This window comes from Acetobacter sp. UBA5411 (genome assembly GCF_002409645.1).
In the GTDB taxonomy this organism is placed as follows: Bacteria; Pseudomonadota; Alphaproteobacteria; order Acetobacterales; family Acetobacteraceae; genus Acetobacter.
The window spans coordinates 196525-219263 of record NZ_DHNR01000019.1; the positions used below are offsets into that span (position 1 = coordinate 196525).

16 protein-coding genes and 2 pseudogenes are annotated in these 22739 nt (G+C 59.0%); 7 read left to right on the forward strand and 11 right to left on the reverse strand.

What is annotated here, in order from left to right:
• The 3 genes and pseudogenes from B3759_RS06065 to B3759_RS06075 all read right to left on the reverse strand — a co-directional run.
• Positions 1-344: pseudogene (locus B3759_RS06065) on the reverse strand (hypothetical protein); the annotation flags it as partial.
• The gene (locus tag B3759_RS06070; RefSeq protein ID WP_291364646.1) at positions 337-4890 is read right to left on the reverse strand and encodes an AAA family ATPase; all 4554 of its coding nucleotides are present in this window, start codon (positions 4888-4890) and stop codon (positions 337-339) included. The gene B3759_RS06070 and the pseudogene B3759_RS06065, both read right to left, overlap by 8 nt.
• A gap of 80 nt (positions 4891-4970) precedes the next feature.
• On the reverse strand, positions 4971-5594 hold the full coding sequence (locus tag B3759_RS06075) for a DsbA family protein (RefSeq protein WP_291364648.1): 624 nt from the start codon (positions 5592-5594) through the stop codon (positions 4971-4973).
• A 210-nt stretch (positions 5595-5804) separates the two neighbouring features.
• Between B3759_RS06075 and B3759_RS06080 the strand changes: the two genes are divergently transcribed.
• Complete coding sequence (locus B3759_RS06080; protein WP_291364650.1) at positions 5805-6197, forward strand: hypothetical protein; 393 nt, start codon at positions 5805-5807, stop codon at positions 6195-6197.
• 43 nt (positions 6198-6240) lie between these two features.
• Here B3759_RS06080 and B3759_RS06085 read toward each other — a convergent pair whose 3' ends face one another.
• Positions 6241-7314, reverse strand: coding sequence for a lysine-2,3-aminomutase-like protein (locus tag B3759_RS06085; protein ID WP_291364652.1), 1074 nt, complete (start codon positions 7312-7314; stop codon positions 6241-6243).
• 123 nt (positions 7315-7437) lie between these two features.
• Here B3759_RS06085 and epmA point away from each other — a divergent pair, with 123 nt between their 5' ends.
• From epmA to B3759_RS06100, 3 genes are all read left to right on the forward strand, one after another.
• A complete protein-coding gene (epmA, locus tag B3759_RS06090; protein ID WP_291364654.1) occupies positions 7438-8442 on the forward strand; it encodes an EF-P lysine aminoacylase EpmA in 1005 nt (334 codons plus the stop codon).
• A gap of 83 nt (positions 8443-8525) precedes the next feature.
• On the forward strand, positions 8526-8966 hold the full coding sequence (locus B3759_RS06095) for a hypothetical protein (RefSeq protein ID WP_291364656.1): 441 nt from the start codon (positions 8526-8528) through the stop codon (positions 8964-8966).
• A 155-nt stretch (positions 8967-9121) separates the two neighbouring features.
• Positions 9122-9883: a fasciclin domain-containing protein gene (locus B3759_RS06100; protein ID WP_291364658.1), complete on the forward strand. Its 762-nt coding sequence runs from the start codon at positions 9122-9124 to the stop codon at positions 9881-9883.
• A 412-nt stretch (positions 9884-10295) separates the two neighbouring features.
• Here B3759_RS06100 and alaS read toward each other — a convergent pair whose 3' ends face one another.
• From alaS to aroB, 4 genes are all read right to left on the reverse strand, one after another.
• Positions 10296-12953, reverse strand: coding sequence for an alanine--tRNA ligase (alaS, locus tag B3759_RS06105; RefSeq protein ID WP_291364660.1), 2658 nt, complete (start codon positions 12951-12953; stop codon positions 10296-10298).
• 118 nt (positions 12954-13071) lie between these two features.
• Positions 13072-13581, reverse strand: coding sequence for a GtrA family protein (locus B3759_RS06110; RefSeq protein ID WP_291364662.1), 510 nt, complete (start codon positions 13579-13581; stop codon positions 13072-13074).
• A 92-nt stretch (positions 13582-13673) separates the two neighbouring features.
• Positions 13674-14801, reverse strand: coding sequence for an OmpA family protein (locus tag B3759_RS06115; protein ID WP_291364664.1), 1128 nt, complete (start codon positions 14799-14801; stop codon positions 13674-13676).
• A 285-nt stretch (positions 14802-15086) separates the two neighbouring features.
• Complete coding sequence (gene aroB / locus B3759_RS06120; RefSeq protein WP_291364666.1) at positions 15087-16913, reverse strand: 3-dehydroquinate synthase; 1827 nt, start codon at positions 16911-16913, stop codon at positions 15087-15089.
• Positions 16914-17006: 93 nt separating this feature from the next.
• On the opposite strand from aroB, the gene B3759_RS06125 reads away from it, so the two are divergent.
• The 3 genes from B3759_RS06125 to B3759_RS06135 all read left to right on the forward strand — a co-directional run bounded on the left by B3759_RS06125 (position 17007) and on the right by B3759_RS06135 (position 19393).
• Entirely contained in the window at positions 17007-17282 is a 276-nt protein-coding gene (locus B3759_RS06125; protein WP_291364668.1) for a hypothetical protein, read from the forward strand.
• A gap of 102 nt (positions 17283-17384) precedes the next feature.
• Positions 17385-18356 (forward strand): tyrosine recombinase, encoded by a 972-nt coding sequence (locus B3759_RS06130; protein WP_291364670.1) that lies wholly within the window; start codon positions 17385-17387, stop codon positions 18354-18356.
• Positions 18357-18421: 65 nt separating this feature from the next.
• Positions 18422-19393 carry an acetyl-CoA carboxylase carboxyltransferase subunit alpha gene (locus B3759_RS06135; RefSeq protein ID WP_291364672.1) on the forward strand — a complete coding sequence of 324 codons (972 nt, stop codon included), beginning with the start codon at positions 18422-18424 and terminating at the stop codon, positions 19391-19393.
• 85 nt (positions 19394-19478) lie between these two features.
• On the opposite strand, the gene B3759_RS06140 is transcribed toward B3759_RS06135, so the two are convergent.
• The 3 genes and pseudogenes from B3759_RS06140 to B3759_RS06150 all read right to left on the reverse strand — a co-directional run.
• Positions 19479-20234 (reverse strand): competence/damage-inducible protein A, encoded by a 756-nt coding sequence (locus B3759_RS06140; protein ID WP_291364674.1) that lies wholly within the window; start codon positions 20232-20234, stop codon positions 19479-19481.
• Positions 20235-20287: 53 nt separating this feature from the next.
• Positions 20288-21271, reverse strand: a complete 984-nt coding sequence (mutT, locus tag B3759_RS06145) for an 8-oxo-dGTP diphosphatase MutT (protein WP_291364994.1) — start codon at positions 21269-21271, stop codon at positions 20288-20290.
• A 298-nt stretch (positions 21272-21569) separates the two neighbouring features.
• Positions 21570-22703: pseudogene (locus tag B3759_RS06150) on the reverse strand (Rieske 2Fe-2S domain-containing protein); the annotation flags it as partial.
• Positions 22704-22739: the final 36 nt, after the last annotated feature.

Genomic DNA, 22739 nt, shown 5'->3' on the forward strand with positions numbered 1-22739 from the left:
TTATTACGGACCACATCCAGCGCCACCATCGTCGGCAGGCCGGACGTATCGAGAATTTCCGGGGTCGGCAGCGGCAGTTCAGCCAGAAGTTTATCGGTCCGTGACGTTTCCGCTGTCGGCGAGGGAAGGGTGGTTGTAGCCGCCTTTCCGCTCGCGCAGATGACCAGACCATGATGGATCCGGGTCAGCAGCGCATCGGCATGCGAATCACGCCACAGCAGTCCACCACCGGCGATGGCAATGACTGACAGCCCGATCAGAACGTTCCGACGGCAGGAACGGGTCAGGAAAGACCCCTTCCGTTTCTGGTCGTCTATGGAGTCCTGTATGTCAGGATCAGGCATGAGCCTCTTCCTTTTTACGTTCACCCGCCATCGCCGCAGCCCTGTCGAGATCGACAGACAGCACGCGACTGACACCGCGTTCCTGCATGGTTACGCCGTAGAGCCGGTCCATATGAGCCATTGTAAGCTGATGATGTGTCACCACGAGAAAGCGTGTTCCTGCTTCGTTGACCATATCGCCAAGCAGCGCGCAGAAGCGGCCGACATTGGCATCATCAAGTGGAGCGTCGACTTCGTCCAATACGCAGATCGGAGCCGGATTGCAGCGAAAGACTGCAAAAATCAGAGATAGGGCCGTCAGTGCCTGTTCGCCACCCGAGAGAAGTGACAATGTGGCAAGCTTCTTACCCGGGGGCTGGGCATAGATCTCCAAGCCAGCTTGCAACGGATCGTCGCTGCCGACAAGACCTAGATGAGCACGTCCTCCGCCGAACATGCGGGAGAACAGGGACTGGAAGTGATGGTCCACCTGCGTGAAGACCGCCATCAGGCGCTCACGTCCCTCCTTGTTGAGGCTCCCGATCGATCCGCGCAGCCGGGCTATGGCGGCTTCGATCTCGCCATGTTCGCGTCGGATGACTTCGATCTGCTGCTCGGCTTCCTGCGCCTCGATATCGGCGCGTAGGTTGACCGGACCAAGCTCTTCCCGTTCACGGGTCAGGCGGGAAATCTTGCGTCGAAGCCCGGTTTCCGCGGATTCCGTGAGATCTCCGACCGGAGCCGTGGGAGGTTCGGGCGTCTCGGCCAGAAGCTGATCGAGAATGGCCTGAGCCTGCTCGCTCTTGCCTTCACTACGGAGCAGATTTTCCCGAGCGGTCGCCAATTCGCCTTCGGTCCGACGGCGTGTTTCCTGCGCGTCCTTCAGCCGGTTCTCGGCAGATTCTCTTGTCGCGTTGGCCGTCGCAAATTTTTCCTCGGCTTCTGTCAGCGTGGCCGCAGTCCGCTCACGAAGCTGGCGGGCTTCATCAGGCAGAGCCGTCAGGGTCTGATGGTCGGCGGAGACAGCATCAAAACGAATTTGAGCCTCAGCTAACTGCTCTTCGGCAGCCTTGGCGCGGCTGGTCCATTCCGACAGAGAATCCCGAAGTGCGGTTTCCCGACTGGTCAGTGTACCGACCTCAGCGAGAAGAGCGGCGCGCGCTTCTCGACCAGCCTGCTCTTCGCGACGCAGCTCAGAAATCTTTTCACGTAATGTTTCAATCGGGTCTGAAGCCTGATCGTCGAGCACTGTCGCCGCACGGGCTGCTTCTGCCGCCTCAAGCGTTTCGGCTGCTTCGTTCAGTTCGACACCAAGTGCCGCCAGACGAGGTTCCGTGGCCGACAGGCGCGAGCGTATCTCCAGCGCCTTTTCCTGCATGGCGCGATGAGTGGCTTCTCGCCCGGTCATTTCCTGACCAGCCGCCTCAAGTTTTGCGCGAGTAGCGGCAGCCGCCTGTTCAGCTTCCTGAGCCGTTGTTTCTGCATTTTTCAGTGCGGTAGCAGCCGATACGGGATCGGACGAGGCTTCCAGCGCCAGACGAGCCGCTTCGACAGTTTCTTCCGCCTTGACCCGTTCGGAATCGAGGCGGGCCAGTTCGGGCAATATGGTGCCAAGACGGGATTCGGCATTTCCGTGGCGTGTCTCGGTTTCCTGCTGCGCCCGTCGCGTCTGCTCGAAGGCTGCATCCGCCTTGCGACGGGTTTCGCGTGCGGCAGATTCAGTCTGAGTGGCCTTCTGGTCGCGAGCCTTGGCTTCCTCATGTGCCGTGCGAAGTGTTTCCGGTGCTGGAAGCGCCTGCTGTGTGGCCTGTGCGTCTGCGACGGCCTGTTTTGCAGCGACAAGAGCCTGTGCTGCCCGTTCACATTGCGGGCGCACGGCGTCCAGTCTGGCTCGGGCGGCTGCGTGACGGCGTGAAGTCTCTGCTTCCGTCGTCCGCACTTTCCCAAGGGCTCCTTCGACCGCAGCACGGTCCATACGAGCCTTGCGGACAGCTTCAGCCGTCGCATTGCGTGCCTGAGCAGTCTCGGCTGCTTTCTGCTCCACTACGGGAAGATCGGTCGCTTTCTCGTCGAAACGAAGTTGCGTTTCCTTGAGGATGCGACGCTGAGCCAGTCTTTGCGCCGCTGCACTCGGCTGACCGGCGGTGATGCGGTAGCCGTCCCAGCGCCAGAAAGCGCCATCACGCGTGATGAGTGACTGTCCGGCCTGAAGTGCGGAAACCAGCGAATCGCCTTCCGCCACGGTTGCCACGAGCCCGGCCTGTCCAAGAGCACGGGCGAGGGCAGGCGGCGCTGATGCAAGAAGAGATAAAAGCGGCGTTGCTTCTGGTGGCAGCGCTGGCGGTGCAGTCAGTGGCCCCAGTGATGTCCATGAGCGTGGCGCATCTGGCGCGACAGCCGCATCCGGCGCATCCAGTCCCTCAGCCAGCACCGTTGCTAGGGCGATTTCCAGTCCATCTGGAATATCCAGTTGTCCGGAAATGGGGCTGGCTTCGTCATCCTCATCATCGGCACCGAGAGCCTGCGACAACCCTTCGATCTGCGCTTTCAGACGGGTCAGTTCGGCTTTCAGGGCTCCAAGTGCGGCTTCGGCTTCCTGTGCGTCTTTTGCTGCTTGCGTGGCGGCCTCTTCCGCGTTGGTAAGAGTCAGTTCCGCATCAGTCAGGCGTTTTTCTTCCGCCGCACGAGCGCTCTGGGCCTGCTCCAGAACGGAATCCGGCACGGCGTTCTGCTCAGCCGCCGCCAGTTCCCGGGCGAAAGTTGCGGCTTCCTGCTCGGCGCGTCGTAGAGCAGCTTCGGCTGACTGAACGGCTGCTGCGACTGAGGCGCGGGTGGCATTGTCCTCCTGCATACTTCCACGCGCTTCGACCAGCGCAGTGGACGCTGCGGCCCGTTCAGTCTCGGCTGCTTCCAGTGCGGCGACAGCCTGTGCCCGTGCGGCTTCTGCATCGGTCACGGCCTGCGCCAGCGCGTTCCTTTGCGTATCAGGGATCAGTTCGCGTTCTGTCTGCTCCTTGCGCTGAGCCAGTGCGTCACGGTCCTTGCAAAGACCGTTGAGAGTGGCCGTTGCCGTTGCAAGGGCCTTCTCGCATTCGATGTGTCGGGTTCTGGTTGTTTCCGCAGCGTTACGGGCGATGGAAAGAGCGACCTGTGCTTCAGACCGTTTCTGTGCAGCTGCATCCGCCTCTTCCCGGCAGGCTGCCAGAGTTGCAGCGGCCTGCTGAACGGAAGCCTCTGCCTCCGTCAGCACATCCTGTGCAGGCAGTTCAGCCTGCAACGTTTCGATCTGCTTTTTCAGCGCGGCATGATCTTCGGCAAGACGGGTATGGCGCAGGGTTGCAGCTTCAAAAGCGGCCTGCGCCTGTTCGGACCGCGTGCGCGCCGCAGTCGCCTCGGTCATCAACCGTTCCAGCGTTTCAGAGGCGTCCTGTAACGTCGCTTGAAGACCGGTGAGCTGGGCTTCCGCTTCCGCCTGTCTGTCGGGCAGGCTGGCTCGAGCGGCCTGAACAGCCGCCATATCTTCCTGCAGGCGTGTGAGTGTAGCGGATGCGTCTTCAAGTCGGGACTTGGCGGCATCCCGATCTGCTTCACTCTGCCGGAGCCGTTCTGTGGCGGCTTCTGCAGCTTGCGCGGCGCGTTGCTCTTCAAGCGCCACGCCTTCCGCTGCGACTCTCTGACGTTCCAACGCTGTGCGGGCAAGTTCAGCGGCTTCACGAATGGCCGGAAGCGCCTTGTCGGCTTCATAGTCCGCAAGAACCGCAGTTTCGGAGGCTTCTTCGGCGGCAATCAGGACAGTACGGGCCTGCACGGCAGCCAGTTTGGCCCGTTCAACCTGCTGTCGGGCACGCGCATGGAGCAAAGCCAGCAGGGAGACTTCGGCGTCACGCAGATTGGCGGACAGTTCCCTATAGCGGGATGCCTGTTCGGACTGGCCTGTCAGTCCCTCCAGCCGGCTTTCCAGCTGGGTGCGGAGGTCTTCGGCTCGGGTCAGATTGGTTTCGGTGGCGCGGAGCTTGAGTTCGGCTTCATGCCGCCGCGCGTGCAGACCTGTGATACCCGCAGCTTCTTCCAGAATGGTGCGTCGCTCTTCGGGGCGGGCACCGACCAGCATGGCGACACGGCCCTGACTGACCATGGCCGAAGACCGAGCGCCAGAGGCGAGATCGGCAAACAGCGTCTGGACGTCGCGGGCGCGAATGGCCTTGCTGTTCAGGCGGTAATCGCTGCCGGAACCCCGCTCGGCGCGGCGAGACACTTCCAGATCGTCCTGTTCGGCGAATGGGCCGGGGCCAAGCCCCTTGGCGTTTTCCAGAACCAGCGTGACTTCGGCGAGGTTGCGGGCAGGGCGATTGGTCGTTCCGGCGAAGATGAGGTCATCCATCTCGCCACCACGCAGCGAGCGCGCCGAGCTTTCACCCATGGCCCAGCGCAGGGCTTCGACAACATTGGATTTACCGCAGCCGTTCGGCCCGACAATACCGGTCAGACCGGGGAGAATATCCACGGAAACCGGGTCGGCAAAGCTTTTGAAGCCCGCGATACGAAGCTGGACGAAGCGTGCGCTCATCCAGCCCCCCGGGCAGATGCGTGAGTGTCAGACACGATGGTTGTGGCGTTCGCCGTCAGAGCGTCAGTCTGGCTGAGGGTTCAGCCGCCAGCCGCAATGACTTTTTTCTCGAACGCATCATAGGTCAGCTCACCCTGACGATAGACCTCGTTATTGAAACGGAAGGCCGGGGTGCTGTCGATCTTGTAGTCTTTCTCGGCGCGTGTCTGCTCGGCGAGAATGGCGTTCTGGAACGCGACGTCGTTGACGGCAGTGTCAAATTCAGCCGGTGACATGCCAGCAAGACCGGCCATCTTGCGAAGCTGTTCTTCCGGATTGACGTTCTCGCCATAAGCCCAGCGGTCGAGATTGGAGAAGAGCGAAGTCATGAAGGGCTCATACCGCTCAAGCGGCAGACTGCGGGCGACCTGCGTGGCCATGAGGGCCGTGCGATCAAGCGGGAAATCGCAGAAAACGTAGCGGATGCGACCTGTGTCGATCAGTTTCTTACGAATTTCCGGAAACACATCCAACTCGAAGCGGGCGCAATGCGGACAGGTGAAGGAGAACCACTCTTCAACCACCACCTTGGCGTTCGGGTTGCCGAAGGCGCGCGGAGCCATGCGGGGGTCGGTTGTATCAGCGGCCAGTGCCTGACCGAGCAGATTCGGTGCGATCGTGGCCGGAACGGCGAGTGCTAGCAGGGCACGGCGTGTAAGCGACATGACATGGAACTCCGCAAAAACTGGGCCACTCAAGAAAACTGCCGGAGGTCATGACCGGTCTCATGGGAGAACGTCAAGCCCGCACGGACCATCAATAGTCGTGAAATGTTACAAAGTATTGTCGTTGTTCTGGTTTTCGCCGCAATTCTGGGGCAAACTCGGAGAGTTGGTTCCGCTACGGTGGAACCTGATTTTTGAAATGGCGCTGTAATGAAAAAACTTCTCTCTCTTTCCCTCGCGGCCGTGATGGCTGTCGGTGTGGTTCCGGTCGCGCACGCCAGCGAACCCGGCGGTTGCATCAAATACGGTGCTGCTGGCGCTGTAGGTGGCCACGTAGCCAATCACCACGGAGTGCTGGGTGCTATGGGTGGCTGTGTGACCGGCATGTATGTCCGTCACCGCTACCGCAAGGAATCCCGTGCCAAGGCCGCTCTGTATGACAAGGAGCATCCGGGCGCAAAAGGAACCTACGCCGAAAAAGCCACGGCCTATGACGTGGAACATTCAACCCAGCCGGGAACAATGAACCCCAGCAACAGCGCTCCGCAGAACAATGGTCCGGCTCCTCAGGGGCAGCCTGCTCCAGACGCGACCCATATGTGATGCCAGTCTGTGTGGCGGCTTCGGCTGCCACACAGACTCACTTTTACTGAGTGTCCGGCGTGCGAATGGCGTGTTTCTGCCCGTTCGGATCGCTGACCGCGCTCAGGGACGGCTCAACATAGTCCGGTCCCAGCGGAACCTTCCCATATCCCCCCGGAATATCGAGCACGTATGTTGGCCAGGCCAGGCCGGTCACGCGCCCTCGCAAACCCGCGAGAAGTCTGCGTCCTTCCTCGATGGGAACATGGAAGCGGGCCGTGCCGGGGGCAGGGTCAAGCTGGTGCAGATAGTAGGGCTTCATCCGGCTCTCAACCATGGCCCGGAACAGGTCTTCCAGCGCGGCTTCGCTATCATTGACGCCACGTAGAAGAACCGACTGACCCAGAACGGGAATCCCTCTGCGCTGAATTTTTTTCAGAGCTTCACGTCCAGCAGCACTGAATTCCCGCGCATGATTGGCGTGAACCACCATCCACACCGCCTTGTCCGCATCCATGGCGTCCAGAAGCGCGTCCGTGATTTTCTCGGGCGCGGCCAGCGGGACGCGACTGTGAATCCGCAAGGTCGTGACATGCGGAATGGACGCCAGTTCCCGCATGATATGCTCAAGCCGTCTTGACGAGAGCATCAGCGGATCACCGCCCGTCAGAATGACCTCCCGAATGGCGGAGTTTTCCCTCAGCCATTGAAACGCGACAGCCAAAGCCTCTTCGTCGAGAAGACCGCCATCAGGCCCGACATGCTCGCGCCGGAAACAGAAGCGGCAGTAGAGCGGGCAGATCAGCAGCGGTTTCAGCAGGGCGCGGTCGGCGTAGCGATGGACGATCCCCGGCACGGGTGACAGGGCGTCGTCACCGATTGGATCGGCGAGTTCATGCGGGGCCGTGACCAGTTCATCCGGGGAGGGAATGACCTGCAAGCCGATGGGGTCATCCGGTGTTTCGATCAGATCCGCAAAAGCAGGCGGAATGGCAGTGGCATATTTCTCCGCAACCTCTCCGATGGCAGGCATGGTGCCGTGCGTCACAAAGCCGGCGTTCACAAGTTCTTCCGGTGTCCGGAGTGTTCTTGTGTGGGCTGAATTGAGACCGGCGGCAGAGAGGCGGGAGAACGACATGAGCCGCTTCTAATGGTTTCGCAGGCTTTCCCGCAATATTCAGGCAACGAAACTGTGGTTGGCTTGCGGCAGTCCGACGGCCGCGGCATCAGTCGCTGCATGAAAAGGCGAGGGAGCACAGGCATGAGCGAGAACAGGGCACAAGAGGATACCGCACGCATCGCGGAACGCCTGCCGCTGCTACGTCGTCGTGCCCTGATGATGCAGGCAGCGAGAGCGTTCTTTGACGGCCGGGACTATCTGGAAGTTGAGACACCTTACGCGGTGTCCACTCCCGGTGAGGAAGTGCATCTCCACGTGTTCGCCACGGAACGGGAAGCGCCGACCGGTGAACGGGAGGCTCTTTTCCTGCACACAAGCCCCGAATTTGCGATGAAGCGCATTGTCGCGGCGACGGGGCAGAAAATTTTTCAACTGGCGCGGGTCTGGCGCAATGGAGAAGGCAGCGCCCTGCATGCGCCCGAATTCACCATGCTGGAATGGTATCGACCGGGTGCGGGTCTTGATGATCTGATGGACGAGACGGAAACGTTTGTTCGCACACTTCTTCCTCCCACCGTCCAGCGTGATGGATGCGTGATCCCGATTACGGAGCCGTTTGAGCGGCTTACCGTTGCGGAGGCCTTTCAGCGTTATGTTGGCGCGGATGTTCTGGCGACAGCCGATGATGCGGAAGCCTTGGCAGCACAGGCTGGCGCTGTCCTGAGGGCGGATGAAGCGTGGGAAGATCTTTTTTTTCGACTACTGCTTGAGCGGGTGGAGCCTGTCATCGGGCGAGACAGGCCGACCTTTCTCACCCACTGGCCCGCCAGTCAGGCGGCTCTGGCGCGTCGCTGTCCAAAAGACCCGCGCGTAGCACTCCGATTCGAGCTGTATATTGGAGGCGTCGAACTGGCGAATGCCTTTGAGGAACTGTCCGACGCCAAAGAACAGCGGGAACGTTTCGATAGTGACAGGAAAAGGCGGGCGGCCTTATATCCAGAGCGACCAGACTGGAAAATGGACGAAAATCTTCTGGCTGCGTTGCCTTTCTTGCCGCCAACATCGGGTATCGCGCTGGGATTTGACCGGCTGGTGATGCTGGCGACCGGAGCGCCGCGTTTGTCAGATATCTTGTGGATGGGCTGATTTCGCGCAAGCATCCTGTCCCAATAAACTGTAGCTACCCTCTCCAGCCGGACTGTGCGGGAGAAATGATCGGGGAATTTGTTATGATCATCCGGCGTATAGGCACGTCTCTGACGCTTACCTCTCTGATGCTGGTCTCCCTGACAGCCTGTTCAGGTCCAACAAAGGAGCAGCGTCGCCAGCTCGATGCTCTGGTGGGCAAGACGGAAGTAGACGTCGTGCGTGCCTTTGGCGTGCCGACACGGACCTTTATGGCCAATAACCACCTATTCCTCGCCTACATAGACAACCAGACCGAGTACTATCCCGGCAGCATGGGCTGGGGTTGGGGCTGGGGCGGTCCAGGTTGGGGCGGTGGCTGGGGTGGTTGGGGCGGCATGGGAGGCTGGGGTGGAATGGGCGGTTGGGGCTGGGGCATGGATGGTGGCTTCCCTCCAAGCTATTACAACTCCGTCTGCCAGACCACGTTCGAGCTGTCTGACGGACTGGTTCGTGGATGGACCATGCGGGGCGATGGTTGCTGATTGTCTCCACTTTCCAGAGACTTGAAAAAAGGAGTAAGTCTCCTTTGCGGTCTGGCGAGGGATTTACAGATACGAAACCCGGACCCCATAGAGAGTAACAGGATAGCCACCCGCCGAGGGCGGGGGCGTGGGATTTGGAACGGGGATATATCAGGATGCGGCCAGAGCGGGCAGTGCAGTGGGGCGCAGCAGGCGCTGCTATGGTGATGGCGCTGTCCGTCGGAGGATGCCAGAGCAAGGCACGACAGGATTCCTACAAACAGGTAGGCAGCGTCTGTTCCTTCATGGCTCCAACCGTCTCGGGCACCAGAAACTATACCCCGGCCAGCGAGAAAGAAGCGCCTGACAGCCGGATTGCCTACGCAGATCCGGAAACGCCGATTTACTGTGACCGCCCCATTTCGGAATCAGTATCAGCGGCGATTGAACTGGCGAATTATGCTCAGGCGCTACATGTTTCAGGCTATTTCGCTGTTCTGCAGCAAAAAGGCCCTTACACGGTCTTTGCCATCCCCAATGAGCCGCTGGCGAAATACTCCGCGCAGTTCCAGAACGGATTGCTTGATCCGGCCAATCGGGCCTCATTGAAAGCGCTGATTTCCTATACAATCGTTCCGGGTAAATGGCCTGTAAAGAAGATCAAGGATCTTCTTGCCAAGTCGTCTACGCATGCCTTCAGTCTGAATACGCTTGCTGGAATTCCGCTGACCTTTTCGCTCGACCCGGCAACTGGACAGCCTTTGGTCAGCAATGCAGCGGGTGCCAGTAATCATCTGTGGGTGACGGGCGTGCCCCAGTCCAATGGTGTCCTGTATTTTACACAGTCGACGCTGGCGCCTGTCTTTCCGCCTCAGCCTGTCGTGAATCCTGCTGCTCCCAAGGGCATTGTGGCGGCACCCTTGCCCGCGACACACTGATTTCAGTTGCAGACTGGTCCGACGTGACGTGAAAACGACACGTCGGATTGAAACCATCAGTGAATGGTTTCAGACAGGGTGTCTTTCTATCCCGATCAGAACGCAGTCTCTACTCGACTGGTGCGAAGGTCATCTCTGGCTGTGCCTAGGCCTGCTTCCGAGAGGCTTTTGCTGAAGTGTTTTTGAATACCGCATGAAATCGGCTTTGCTGAAAATACAAAAAATATTTTTTAGTATCAGACTGTTGTCTTGATATCTTTGCTTTGTTTCTGAGGTGGATATCGAGATATTTCCAGCGCTCTGATCTGTTCGACGAAGCGATTGGTGACCGGGAAAAGGTTCCAGCAATACACAGAAGCCATCCAAATGATGCAATCGACATCATCCGGATGTGGCTTCTGATACCTGTTGATCAGGCGTTTACGGCGGCCTCAATCCCGGCACGAACAGCATTGAGCGCCGCGTCAGCTGCGCCGACATCCGGACCGCCTGCCTGCGCCATATCACGACGACCGCCGCCGCCTTTCCCACCGAGGGCCGCACTGGCAGCCTTGACGAGGGACACGGCATCAATCCCCTCCGGCAGCGCAGGATTGACGGCCACCACGACGCTGGCTTTCCCGTCTGCTGTCGAGACAAGAGCCACGACGCCTTCGCCAATCTGTTTGCCGATTGTGTCAGCCAGCCCTTTCAGCTCCTTGGCTGGGGTTTCGCCGACATTGCGACCGGCAAAAGAAATGCCCGCGATCTTTTCCACTTTGGTCGCATCGCTGCCACCAGCTGCCAGCTTGCGCTGGAGATCGGAGATTTTTCGCTCCATGATCTTGCGCTCTTCCAGCAGTGTCGCAAGGCGTTCTGGCGCTTCTGCCACGGTCACTTTCAGCATCGCAGCGATTTGGGAGAGGCGCTCTTCATTGGCCACAGCCACGGCTTCTGCTGCGGAACCGGCCACAGCCTCGATCCGTCGAACACCTGCCGAAACGCCAGATTCCGACGAGATCCGGAACAGGCCGATGTCACCGGTGCGGCTGACATGTGTGCCGCCACATAGTTCCACGGACCACGCAGGCTTGCTGCCGTCCGCATCCTTGCCGCCCATGGAGACGACGCGCACTTCATCGCCATATTTCTCACCGAACAGAGCCATCGCACCTTCAGCCGAGGCTTCATCCGGCGTCATAATACGGGTTGTGACAGCCGTGTTTTCCCGAATGCGGGCATTCACTTCAGCCTCAATCTCGTTCAGCTCTTCCTTGGTGATCGGGCGAGGCTGGCTGACATCGAAACGTAGGCGGTCCGGCGTATTGAGGCTGCCTTTCTGCATGACATGATCGCCCAGACGACGACGTAATGCTTCATGCAGGAGATGGGTCGCAGAATGATGCGCGCGAATGGCGGAACGACGGGTGTGATCCACCTTTGCCGTGACTGCCATGCCCGTTTTCAGAGTGCCTTCTGTCACGGTGCCATAATGCACCAGAAGATCGCCGAGCTTTTTCTGGGTGTCGGAGATGGCCACCTTAACACCCGGTGCTTCGATCTCACCGGTGTCGCCAACCTGTCCGCCGCTCTCGCCATAGAAAGGTGTCTGGTTGAGAAGGATGGCGACTTCAGTGCCCGGTCCAGCAGATTCAACACTGACGCCACCCGCGGCAATAAGCTGGACTTCTGCCTGAGCTGTTTCAGTGCTGTAGCCAAGAAATTCGGTCGCGCCGAACTTGTCGCGTGCCTCAAACCAGACAGTCTCGACGGCTGTATCACCGGAACCGGACCATGCTGCACGGGCGCGATCCCGCTGCACTTTCATGGCGGCTTCAAAGCCCGGGACGTCCACCAGATGACCGCTTGAGCGCAGGGCGTCTTGCGTCAGATCAAGTGGGAAACCAAACGTATCATACAGCTTGAAGGCAACATCGCCCGGCAGGGCACCGCCAGCTGGCAGTTTATCGGTTTCTTCCGTCAAAAGCGAAAGGCCACGTCCAAGCATCGCCTTGAAGCGCTCTTCTTCACCGCGCATCGTCTCGCGGATCAGGGATTCCGTCTGTCCGAGCTCTGGATAGGCCGCCCCCATCTGCTGGATGAGGGCAGGAAGCAGCTTGTAGAAGACAGGCTCCGACGTGCCCATCATGTGTAGATGGCGCATGGCGCGACGCATGATGCGACGCAGCACATAACCGCGGCCGTCCTTGGAAGGCAGGATGCCATCCGCGATCAGGAACGCCGAGGAGCGCAGATGATCGGCCACAATGCGGTGGCTCGCCTTGAACTGGCCGTCAGCAGCCTGGGCCGTCACCTCTGCGGAAGCCTCGATCAGGGCTCGGAATGTGTCGGTGTCGTAGTTATCGCGCTTGCCCTGCATGATGGCGGCAAAGCGCTCAAGTCCCATGCCGGTATCAATCGAGGGACGGGGAAGCGGCGTGCGCGTGCCCGGTGGGTCCTCGAAGAATTGCATGAACACGAGATTCCAGATCTCGACAAAACGATCTCCGTCTTCGTCGGGAGAACCCGGAGGGCCGCCGAACACGTCGGGACCGTGATCGTAGAAGATTTCCGAGCAGGGGCCGCACGGTCCGATATCGCCCATACGCCAGAAATTGTCCGAGGTCGGTATGCGGATGATGCGTTCATCTGTGAGACCGGCAATCTTGCGCCACAGGCCTGCTGCCTCCTCGTCTTCCGAGTAGACGGTGACGAGGAGTTTCTCTTTCGGAAGACCGAAGTCTTTCGTGATAAGATTCCAGGCCAGCTCAATCGCGCGGGGCTTGAAGTAATCCCCGAAAGAGAAATTACCCATCATCTCGAAGAAGGTGTGATGCCGGGCTGTATAGCCGACATTGTCGAGGTCGTTATGCTTGCCTCCGGCCCTTACAACCTTCTGTGCCGTTGTGGCGCGGGAGTAGGGGCGTGTCTCCTGACCTGTAAAGACGTTCTTGAACTGCACCATTCCAGCGTTGGTGAACAGCAGCGTCGGGTCATTACTGGGAACCAGTGATGACGAGGGGACGATCTGGTGGTCGTTGGACGCAAAATAATCCAGAAAAGCGGAGCGGATTTCATTCGTTGTTGGCATGGTGCGGAAAAGCGTCCTGTGGCGGCGGCTGCCGTCTGTCATTCACGAATAGACGGTGAGCAAGTTCATTGTCTGGTTGGGAAACTGTAGCGCAGACGTGGCGGGCAGGGAAAGATGGCTAGGGATGACGACCGGATGATGGCGTCTCATCCTCCAAAGGCTGTGGGAGTTCTGCATCAGCCATGCCGGCTGAAATTTCTGCGAGATCCATCACCGACTTTGGAGCCCGTTCGCGGAACACGAGTCTTTCACTTAGTTTGAAATTGGCCGTCATCCCAGCAAGCGCGCCTGCAGCGAGCGCCACAACGGGATGGTGCACGCAAAAGGGTGACAGAAAGAAAAGTGCATAAACCGTGCCGCGATTCAGCAGAAAGCCAAAGCTGTTGGCCGAGAGAAAACGCAGCCACTGAAGAACGGGATGATCGTGACGCCCGACGTCTCCGAAAGTCCAGAAGCGATTGATAGCCCAGTTAAGACTGGCGGCTACAAAATAGGCTGCAAGGGTGGCTGCATTGAGCCCGATGATATCCCGCAGCCCGTAAACGGTGCCTGTATCCCAGAGAAACCCGAGACTGCCGACTACTGCGAATCTAAAAAGACGCAGGAATGAGGACTTTCGGTCAGCCATAAATTGTTCCTGAGTACAAATAAGACACAAAAAAAAGGGTGCCTCGAAAGGCACCCTTCTTCGTAGCGTTTCCTGAAAGATCCGGAAATGGATCAGTGCAGGATGATTTCCACGCGACGGTTCTGAGGCTCACGAGTGTTCGGGCCTGTCGGAACCAGCGGGTGGGCTTCGCCGTAACCATGGATGTCGATAGCCGAAGCCGGCACACCGTCACGGATCAGCTCAGCTTTGACGCTGTCTGCACGACGGATCGAGAGACCCATGTTGTACTTCGCACCAGCAGCGCCACCACGAGCCGACGAGTTATCGGTGTAGCCGTTAACTTCGATGCGGGTCGTCTGAACGTGCGTGGAAGCCTGAGCTGCCTCTGCAACGATCTGGCGAGCGCGAGCCGTCAGGTTGGCCTTATCCCAGTCAAAGAAGACGAGGTAGGTACGAGCTGCCTGCGGAGCAGGGGGAGCAACGTAAGGCTGAGCCGGCGGCGGCGGGGGAGCCGTGTCGAATGCATAACGCAGACCGACGATGAACTGGTGGTTGAAGCGATGATCGAAGCCAGTGTTACCACTGCCGATCTTCGCGCCGCCAGGAGCATACGCTGTGGTCTTGAACGCACCGTCAGAGTAGGTCTGACCGATCATGCGGTATTCGGTTGTAACCTGCAGACCCGGAACACCCGTGTCGTAAGCCGCACCAACGATACCCTGATACGCGAAGCTGCCGTTCGTTCCGCCCAGACGCGAGCGTGAGCCGTTGGCGAAGTTCGAGTCAGTCGGGTTGTAGTGCTGCCACAGGTAACCGGCACCAACACCGACGAACGGTGTGACAGGTGCATCGATACCGAACTGCTTCAGGTCGATGTCATACAGGACGTTGACAAGGCCACCATAGGACTGGTCGCTGCCACGCGTCTTGTTGTTGGCGACACCAGCACCGTTGCGGTGGTTGATTTCGGAGTAGTTGTAAACACCCTCGACCTCAACGCGCAGACCGTTGCCGAAGCCCCAGCCGAATGCACCAAAACCGGTAAAGCCGTTCTGGTGACGGTACTTGGAGCTGACCGTGCTCTGTGAACCCGGATCCCATGTGCTGGCATGCTGGGTCTGTGTCAGATCATAACCACCGCCGACGTTGACGTACGGTCCGGTGATTGTTGTTGCGGAAGCAGCGACCGGCGCTGCTGCCATCAGTGTTGTTGCGAGTAACGCACTGCGGAGACGCATTTTTTCGTCCTCATTTATCAACTGTTTGGGCTGGACCGATGAAGTGCGGTCCCTTGCCCCTACAGGCTGTCTAAAAGCCCTATAAAACGATGGGTTCCGTGAATGGAACCCACCTGATGAGGCTTTCGCCTATTACACGCCATAAGCGTGATTTATATGCAACAGTTCATGTTTGGGACATGAACTCTGTATTGTTGCAAATGGGGTATGACCTCTCGTTTTTCTCCGGCCCGGACGTCTGTACATGGCCGGTTAATGAGAGTTTTGTAACGACCTATGTGGCTTTCAGATGTCAGTTCCACGGCCAGCGTGTGTCTGCATCGCATCTGCTGCACATCCATCTTCCACAAGAACATCATGAACCGCCTGCGCCGGAACATCCCGGCAGGTAAACGCCTGACCGATTCCCCGGACCAGAACGAATTTGAGTTTGCCATCCTGCATCTTCTTGTCCCTTGTCATATGGTCAAGAAGCGTGCGGGCCTCAAAGGTGCGGCCAAGCTGGGAAATTCGCGCTGGCATGCCCGTTTCATCGAGATGAGCCGTGACCCGATCAAGGTCAGCCTGAGGGCAGTAGCCCAGACGAACGGAAAGCATGAAAGCCAGACGGAGGCCGATGGAGACTGCTTCTCCATGGAGAAGCGTGCCATTATAGCCCATCTCCGCCTCAAGAGCGTGACCAAACGTGTGGCCGAGATTGAGAAGCGCGCGGCCGCCTTCCGGTTTCTGCTCGAACTCATCGTCAGTCACGATGGCTGCCTTGAAAGCACATGCTCGCTCGACGGCTTCAGCCAGTGCATCAGGGTCCTGTGAAATGACAGACGCGCCATGTCGTTCACACCATGTGAACAGATCCGCATCGCCGATGAGACCAGCCTTCACAATTTCGGCATAACCGGCCCGGATCTCACGGACAGGTAATGTTGCGAGGCTGGAAACATCCGCCAGCACCATCGCGGGCTGGTGAAATGCGCCGAGCAGATTCTTGCCCCAGGACGTGTTGATGCCGGTTTTGCCGCCGACCGAAGAATCAACCTGTGACAGCAGGGTGGTGGGCATCTGAACAAAAGACAGTCCACGCAGCGTGGCGGAAGCGACGAATCCTGCCAGATCTCCGATCACACCGCCGCCAAGAGCGATGACTGTGGTCTTACGCTCGACTTTCCGTTCCAGAATGGCGTCTGTCACACGCTGGAATTCGCTCAGCGACTTCGACTGCTCACCCGGTGGAACCACGATCGTCTGAACGGCGAAGCCTGAGTCGGCGAGAGATTCCAGCAGAGGATGGAGATACAACTCGGCCACAGTCGTGTCGGAGATCACGATGACACGTTTCTGTGGCAGCACAGTCGCAAGCAGGGCCCCTGCACGTTCTATCAGGCCGGTGCCAATGATGACTTCGTAAGGGTTGCGCTCAAGCCGCACGGGGAGGCGACGTGGGCGGTGATTGAGAGCCAGCGCCTCGATGACGCGGGTTGTGGCGTTGTCCACGTTGTCTTCTCCACATTGCACGATGATATCAGCTTCAGCGTAAACCGGATGACGGATGATCATCAGCCGTTCCAGCACGTCGCGGGGTTTGGTGCCGTTCAACAGAGGTCTGTGCGTGCGTCCGCTCACCCGTTTCAGCAGGACATGCAGCGGGCAGCGCAGCCAGACCGAAATAGCGCGCTCCCGAATAAGAGCGCGGGTCTGCTCGTTCATGAAAGCGCCGCCACCCGTGGCGATCACGCGGGAGGGGCCATCGATCAGGCGTTTCAGAACCCGTCGTTCGCCGTCACGGAAAGCCTCCTCGCCGTACAGACGGAAGACATCGTTGATCGAACAGCCTGCAGCCCGCTCGATTTCGGCGTCGGCATCGACAAATCCGAGTCCGAGGCGCTGGGCGAGGCGACGGCCTATGGTTGATTTTCCGGCTCCCATCAGGCCGATTAGCAGAATGCTTCGGCCGCAGAGAGGTCCAAAGCCGGTGCTGCTGCGAACCGCGTCCAGATTGAGCGGCAGGGCAGGCGCGGGCTCCGGGACCGTGTCCGGAGGCGGGGAGGGAGGCAACGCAGGCGTCTGCTCAGGCAGGACTGCATTCCCCCGTTCAGGTAAGAATGGGCGTGACATGGCAGTTATCGTAACATAGAGCGGGCAAACACACGTCATCATGGGAACGCGGCGGATATTACCGGCTGCGGGACTGAAAGAATCGAGGCTGAAATGCGCCGAATCGTCCTTATCGCAGCCGGAGCCGCTGCTGTTGTCATCTGTGGTGGCATTCTCTCTCTCGGAGTGTCGTCGGGTCCACCGGCAACACAGCAAATGGTTCACAAGGAACTCTCTGTGGCGAGCCTGACGGCAGCCTCCCAGCCCGCGCCTGTCTCCGTGGTGCCGCCGCAGGCTGTGGTCCCGGCTCCGACGCCCGTGCCGCCTGCGGCACCTGTGGCTTCCCCGGCAGCTGCGCCCGCAGCAGTGGCACCAACACCAGCGCAGTGAAATTGAACAGGCCGAGTGCACAGATTCCGTGAGAATGGCTTGCCAGTGTGAGGCTACGAAAGCCCGTCTCAATGACGCTGTTTCAACGGCAGGGACTGGATCGTGACTGACGATTCAGTCGATTCGTTTCTTGAGATGCTGGCGGCTGAAAGAGCCGCAGCACCAGCAACCCTTGCTGCCTACACACGGGATCTCGAACAGTGTAGCGAGGCGCTCGGTGCTGAAGGCGAGACGCTGGCTACGGCTTCCGTGGAGGCTCTGCGCCGGTGGGTCGCTGAAATGGCGTCAGATAAACTGGCGCGTCGTACGATTGCTCGCCGGATTTCCTGTATCCGCCAATTTTATCTCTTTCTGCTGCGTGAAGGGCGGCGGCCGGATAACCCTGCCAGTCAACTCGATGCGCCATCGCCGCAGCAGACGCTTCCCAAATTCCTGACGGAAACCGAAGTGTCGGCCTTGATCGACGCTTCCACTTGTTCACCGGACAACAGTCCCGCACAGCGGCGCCGTCTGTTGCTGGGTCGCGCCGCACTGGAGCTGCTTTACTCGACCGGATTGCGAATCTCTGAATTGCTCGCGTTGAGACGGGACATGTTCCGCGAGGACGTCCGAATGCTGATGGTGCGCGGCAAGGGCGGGCGGGAACGTCTTGTCCCTTTGTCCGACCCGGCCCGCGACGCTGTTATGGTCCTGCTGCTGGAAGATGAGGCAAAGAAAAGTCTCTGGCTTTTTCCCGGTCGCACTCCCTTGCGTCCGATCACCCGACAGGGTTTCGACAAGATTCTGACTGACATCGGTTCGCGGGCAGGAATCGATTCCGCACGATTGTCGCCCCATGTGCTGCGTCATTCGTTTGCGACTCATATGCTGGCGCACGGAGCGGATCTTCGGGTGCTACAGATGCTGCTGGGGCATGCTGATATCGCAACCACCCAGATCTACACTCATGTACAGGCAGACCGCCTGCGGGCTGTCGTCGAATCGCATCATCCGCTGGGAAAACCTGCTGTCGAGGCGGGTGACGCAGATGGGCAGAGTCTCATGCAAAAAGAGGCTAGCGGGAAAAAACCGTAAGAAAGAGCTGGTGAGGGAAATCAGCACGCTTGGAATTGTCTGTGAGTGTGCTATCGGCGTCGACCATGCGTCAGTTTCTGGATTTCGAAAAACCGGTCGCCGAGCTTGAGACCAAGATCGATGGCCTTCGCAGCACCGCCGCCGCAGCCGATGGCGGGAGTGATGGCGTCAGCATCTCTGATGAGATCGGAAAGCTTTCCGATAAGGTCGAGAAGCAGCTTCGCTCGCTCTATGCCAAGCTCACCCCGTCGCAGAAGGTGCAGGTTGCACGTCATGCGCAGCGGCCCCACACCCTTGATTACATCAAGGGACTGATCACCGATTTCACGCCACTTGCCGGTGACCGTCAGTTTGGCGATGACAAGGCCATTATTGGTGGTCTGGGTCGTTTCAACGGTCAGTCCGTCGTGGTTATCGGCACCGAGCGCGGTTCTGATCTGGAAACCCGCTTGCAGCATAATTTCGGCATGGCGCGTCCGGAAGGCTACCGCAAAGCCATTCGTCTGATGGAAATGGCCGGGCGTTTCCGCCTGCCGATTCTTACATTCGTGGATACGTCTGGCGCATGGCCCGGCATTGACGCGGAAGCGCGTGGTCAGGCGGAAGCCATCGCCCGGTCGATCGAAACCTGCCTGACGGTGCCTGTGCCTCTGATTTCGACCATAATTGGCGAAGGCGGTTCCGGCGGCGCTGTTGCTCTGGCTACGGCTGATCGGGTGCTGATGCTTGAGAACGCCATCTATTCGGTGATTTCACCGGAAGCATGTGCTTCGATTCTCTGGCGTGATCCGAAACAGGCAGCAACAGCAGCCGAAGCATTGCGTCTGACGGCTCAGGATCTGAAGAAGCTTGGCCTGATTGACCGGATCATCGAAGAGCCGGTGGGAGGCGCGCAGCGTGATCCTCAGTCGATGATCGAGAAGCTTGGTCAGTCGATTGCGGAAGAGTTAATGCCGTTGCTGAGTGAAGGCGCTGCGGTGCTTATTGCCCAGAGACGTGAAAAGTTTCTGGCGATGGGACGTAGTGCGCTCAGTTAAGTTCCCAAGCTGATCAGCCATAAAGAAAGGCCCGGAACATTGTGTCCGGGCCTTTCTGCGTTTTATGGCATTCTGAAAGTGCGGATCAGGCTTTGGGTTCGCCCTCTATCGGCGTTTCTCCGGTCGCTGCGATGAGGTCGTGGATTGCCTGCGAAGCGGCTGCGAGATTAGCCGGGTCGGAACCTTTCGCTACAAGAGCGACGCCGCCACGACCGTCGGCCCTTTTGAACGGATAAGAACCGAGATCCAGATCCGGATAGCGATTCTGCACCGCTTCCAGAGCAGCGGCGATGACGCTCTCATAGATGCCGAGCGCGTACCATGTTTTTGACTGGATCGGCTGTCCCCGTCGGAGCGTCGGACTGACGGCATGGAACATGGCCTTCATGATGGAGGGCACACCGGCCATGACATGCACATTGCCGATGGAAAATCCCGGTGCGATGGAAGCTGCGTTCTTGATCGGCGTTGCGCCGCGCGGCAGCATCGCCATCCGCTGACGGGCCGTCGTGAACTGATCCTTGCCGTAATGGTCTTCCAGCAGCGCAGCACTTTCCGCATGCAGTTCGAGCGGGACACCAAACGCTTCAGCCACGCAGGCTGACGTGATGTCGTCATGGGTCGGACCAATCCCGCCGGTCGTGAAGACCTGATCGTAACGCGCCTTCATCTCGTTGACGGTGGCGATGATCGTCTCCCGCACATCCGGAATGATGCGGACTTCCCTAAGTGGGGCACCGATATCACCAAGCTGGATTGCCAGAAAACGGATATTGGCGTCCTGCGTGCGCCCGGAAAGAATTTCATTGCCGATGACGATAAGAGCGGAAGTGGGATTCATGACCGGATATCTCGTTTTCTCATACACAGTGAAGACAATCAGGCGTCAGGCAGTCAAAGAAGATCACGCAGAAAGGGAATAACAGGAATATCGGCGGGCGGCATGGGATACTGGTCCAGTTCCTCAGCCTTCACCCAGGCCAGTTTCTGTCCCTCGCGCCCTTCCGGATGGCCCTGCCACTGTCGACACAGATAGATCGGCATCAGCAGATCGAATTTTTCATAACTGTGGGACACGAAGGTGAAAGGCGCAAGGCAGGCGCGGCTGGCGTCAATGCCGAGTTCTTCATGCAATTCCCGGATCAGAGAGGTTTCCGGAGCTTCACCCGGTTCCATTTTGCCGCCTGGAAACTCCCACAATCCTGCGAGCGTCTTGCCTTCGGGGCGTCGGGCCAGAAGAATTCGGTTGTTCGCATCAATCAGAACGGCTGCCACCACCAACACGAGGCGGCGTGGTTCTTCCGCCTGTCCAGTCGATGAGTTGTTTTCTGCAACGGGATCGCTCTGGTGAGCGGTATCGAAGCTTTCACGGGATGCGCTGAACAGCAGGACATTCACATTGCCGCCGCGTGCGGTGAATGTCTGGGTGGCCGTGCCTGTCTGCCTGAAACCGAGCTTGTTCAGCACGGCGACGGAGGCGACGTTATCCTGCGCGACAGAGGCTTCGATCGTGTCGACAGGAAGGTTCGCAAAAGCCCAGCTACAGAGACGGTCGGCAGCCAGAGTGGCGATGCCCTGTCGCCAGTATTCCCGCCCGATCCAGTAACCCAGTGAGCCGCGATAATGGCCGTCAGTCTGGCTCAGCGTCAGGCCGATGCACCCGATGACCGCGCCTGCCTGATTTTCGATTGCAAAGTGATATGCCGTTCTGGCTTCGGCCTGCTGGACAGTGCTGGCGATCCAGCGTTCGGCCAGATCGCGAGGGTAGGGGAACGGCAACCGACTGAGCATCCGGATGACGTTCCAGTCGTTGACCTGCGCGTGAATGGCCCCCGCATCATCAGGACGGAGGCCTCTCAGGCAGAATGTTCCAGCCATCAGCCTTGGCGGTTCGACCGGAAAAGTCACTATTGCCTCGATATTGTCAGGAAACGGAAGGAGTTGCGGCGTTATCTTTCTGAGGTTTCCTGCTTCGCTGACGTTTCCGTTTTGGCGGTGTCGCGGTCCGTGGGGAAGATGTCACCGTTTTTTTGCCAGAGCCGTCAACAGCGCTCTGGCTTGTCGGCGCGTTTGCGGCTGTCGTGGAAGCGACAGATTTGGCCGCTGGTGTCGGTGCATCCGGAGCTTGTGCAGGGGCTACGGGCTGCTCAGTCTTCCTGCAGGACGTTCCCGCACAGGCTGCGGGCGCATCCGTCTTGCTGGCATCCGCTGGAACACCACATTCGGCCAGAAGCGCGCGTAGACTGTTGATGACCGGGAAGACCTCAAGATTGTGGTCGCCGCCCAGATCTTTCCATGCCTGCTGCTCAAGCTCGACGATTTCACGGTCTTCCGCAAAAATCCGCTCGGTGAACGCAATCAGGAAAGGCCAAGCGAGATCGAGCAGGCCCGGAATGCCCGGACGTTTTACTGACAGAAGACCGAAGGTGCGGTTCGTCAACTGGTCCTTGTCCTGTGGCGTGTAGGCGATCCACAGATCCATCACCGGCGCTTCATCGCCCGTCTGGATATGCAGTGTCTGATACGGATAGGTCGTGCGGATCGTCATGACGTCACGATCCTGATGCTTTGCTGAGGCATCACGACGCTCGCCGAAGATCAACGCCTCGCCAAGCGGCTGCTTGCCACCGGTGCGGGCAAAGGAGTAGCGCGCCTCGACAAGGCCCGGCTCACGCTTCTGGCCGAGGAAACGGGGACGCATCTGGCCCATCTGCTTCATGTGCATGAACTGATGATTCATATCCATCAGGTTCTCGTGCATGAAGCTATAATGGCAGCCGACTTCCTGACCAAAGCGGCGCGTCTTGTAGGCCGGATCATCGACGCGGGCGAGCGTGGCGGGGAGATGTACTGTCTTGGCTTTCTCAGGATCGCCGGGAAACACGAAGATCAGGCCATCCTGCTCGATCACAGGATAGGTGCGCACGCCATTCGGGAGCTTGCCCTTGCCGAGATAGGGCACGTCAATGCATCGACCGGAGCGGCCATATGCCCAGCCGTGATAGCAGCACTGAACAGACTGCCCTTGCACACGCCCTTTACTCAGGGGAACCTGTCTGTGCGCACAACGGTCCTCAAGAGCGAAGATATTGCCTTCTTCAGGCCGGATCAGTGCGATGGGCTGGCCAGCGTATCGCACGCCGATCGTCTTGCCGCGCTTCAGTTCACGCGACCAAGCCACAGGATACCAGAAGTCGGGGTCACAATGGACACGCCGCAGATCGACAGTCTGATTACGCTTTGCTTCAGGAGCTGTTTCGCAGGAGGTTTCGAAGTCTTCTGACAGTTCGGTCGTGGTTGGCTGATCCATCGTATGTCTGCTCACATCTCATAAAGCACAGCATGC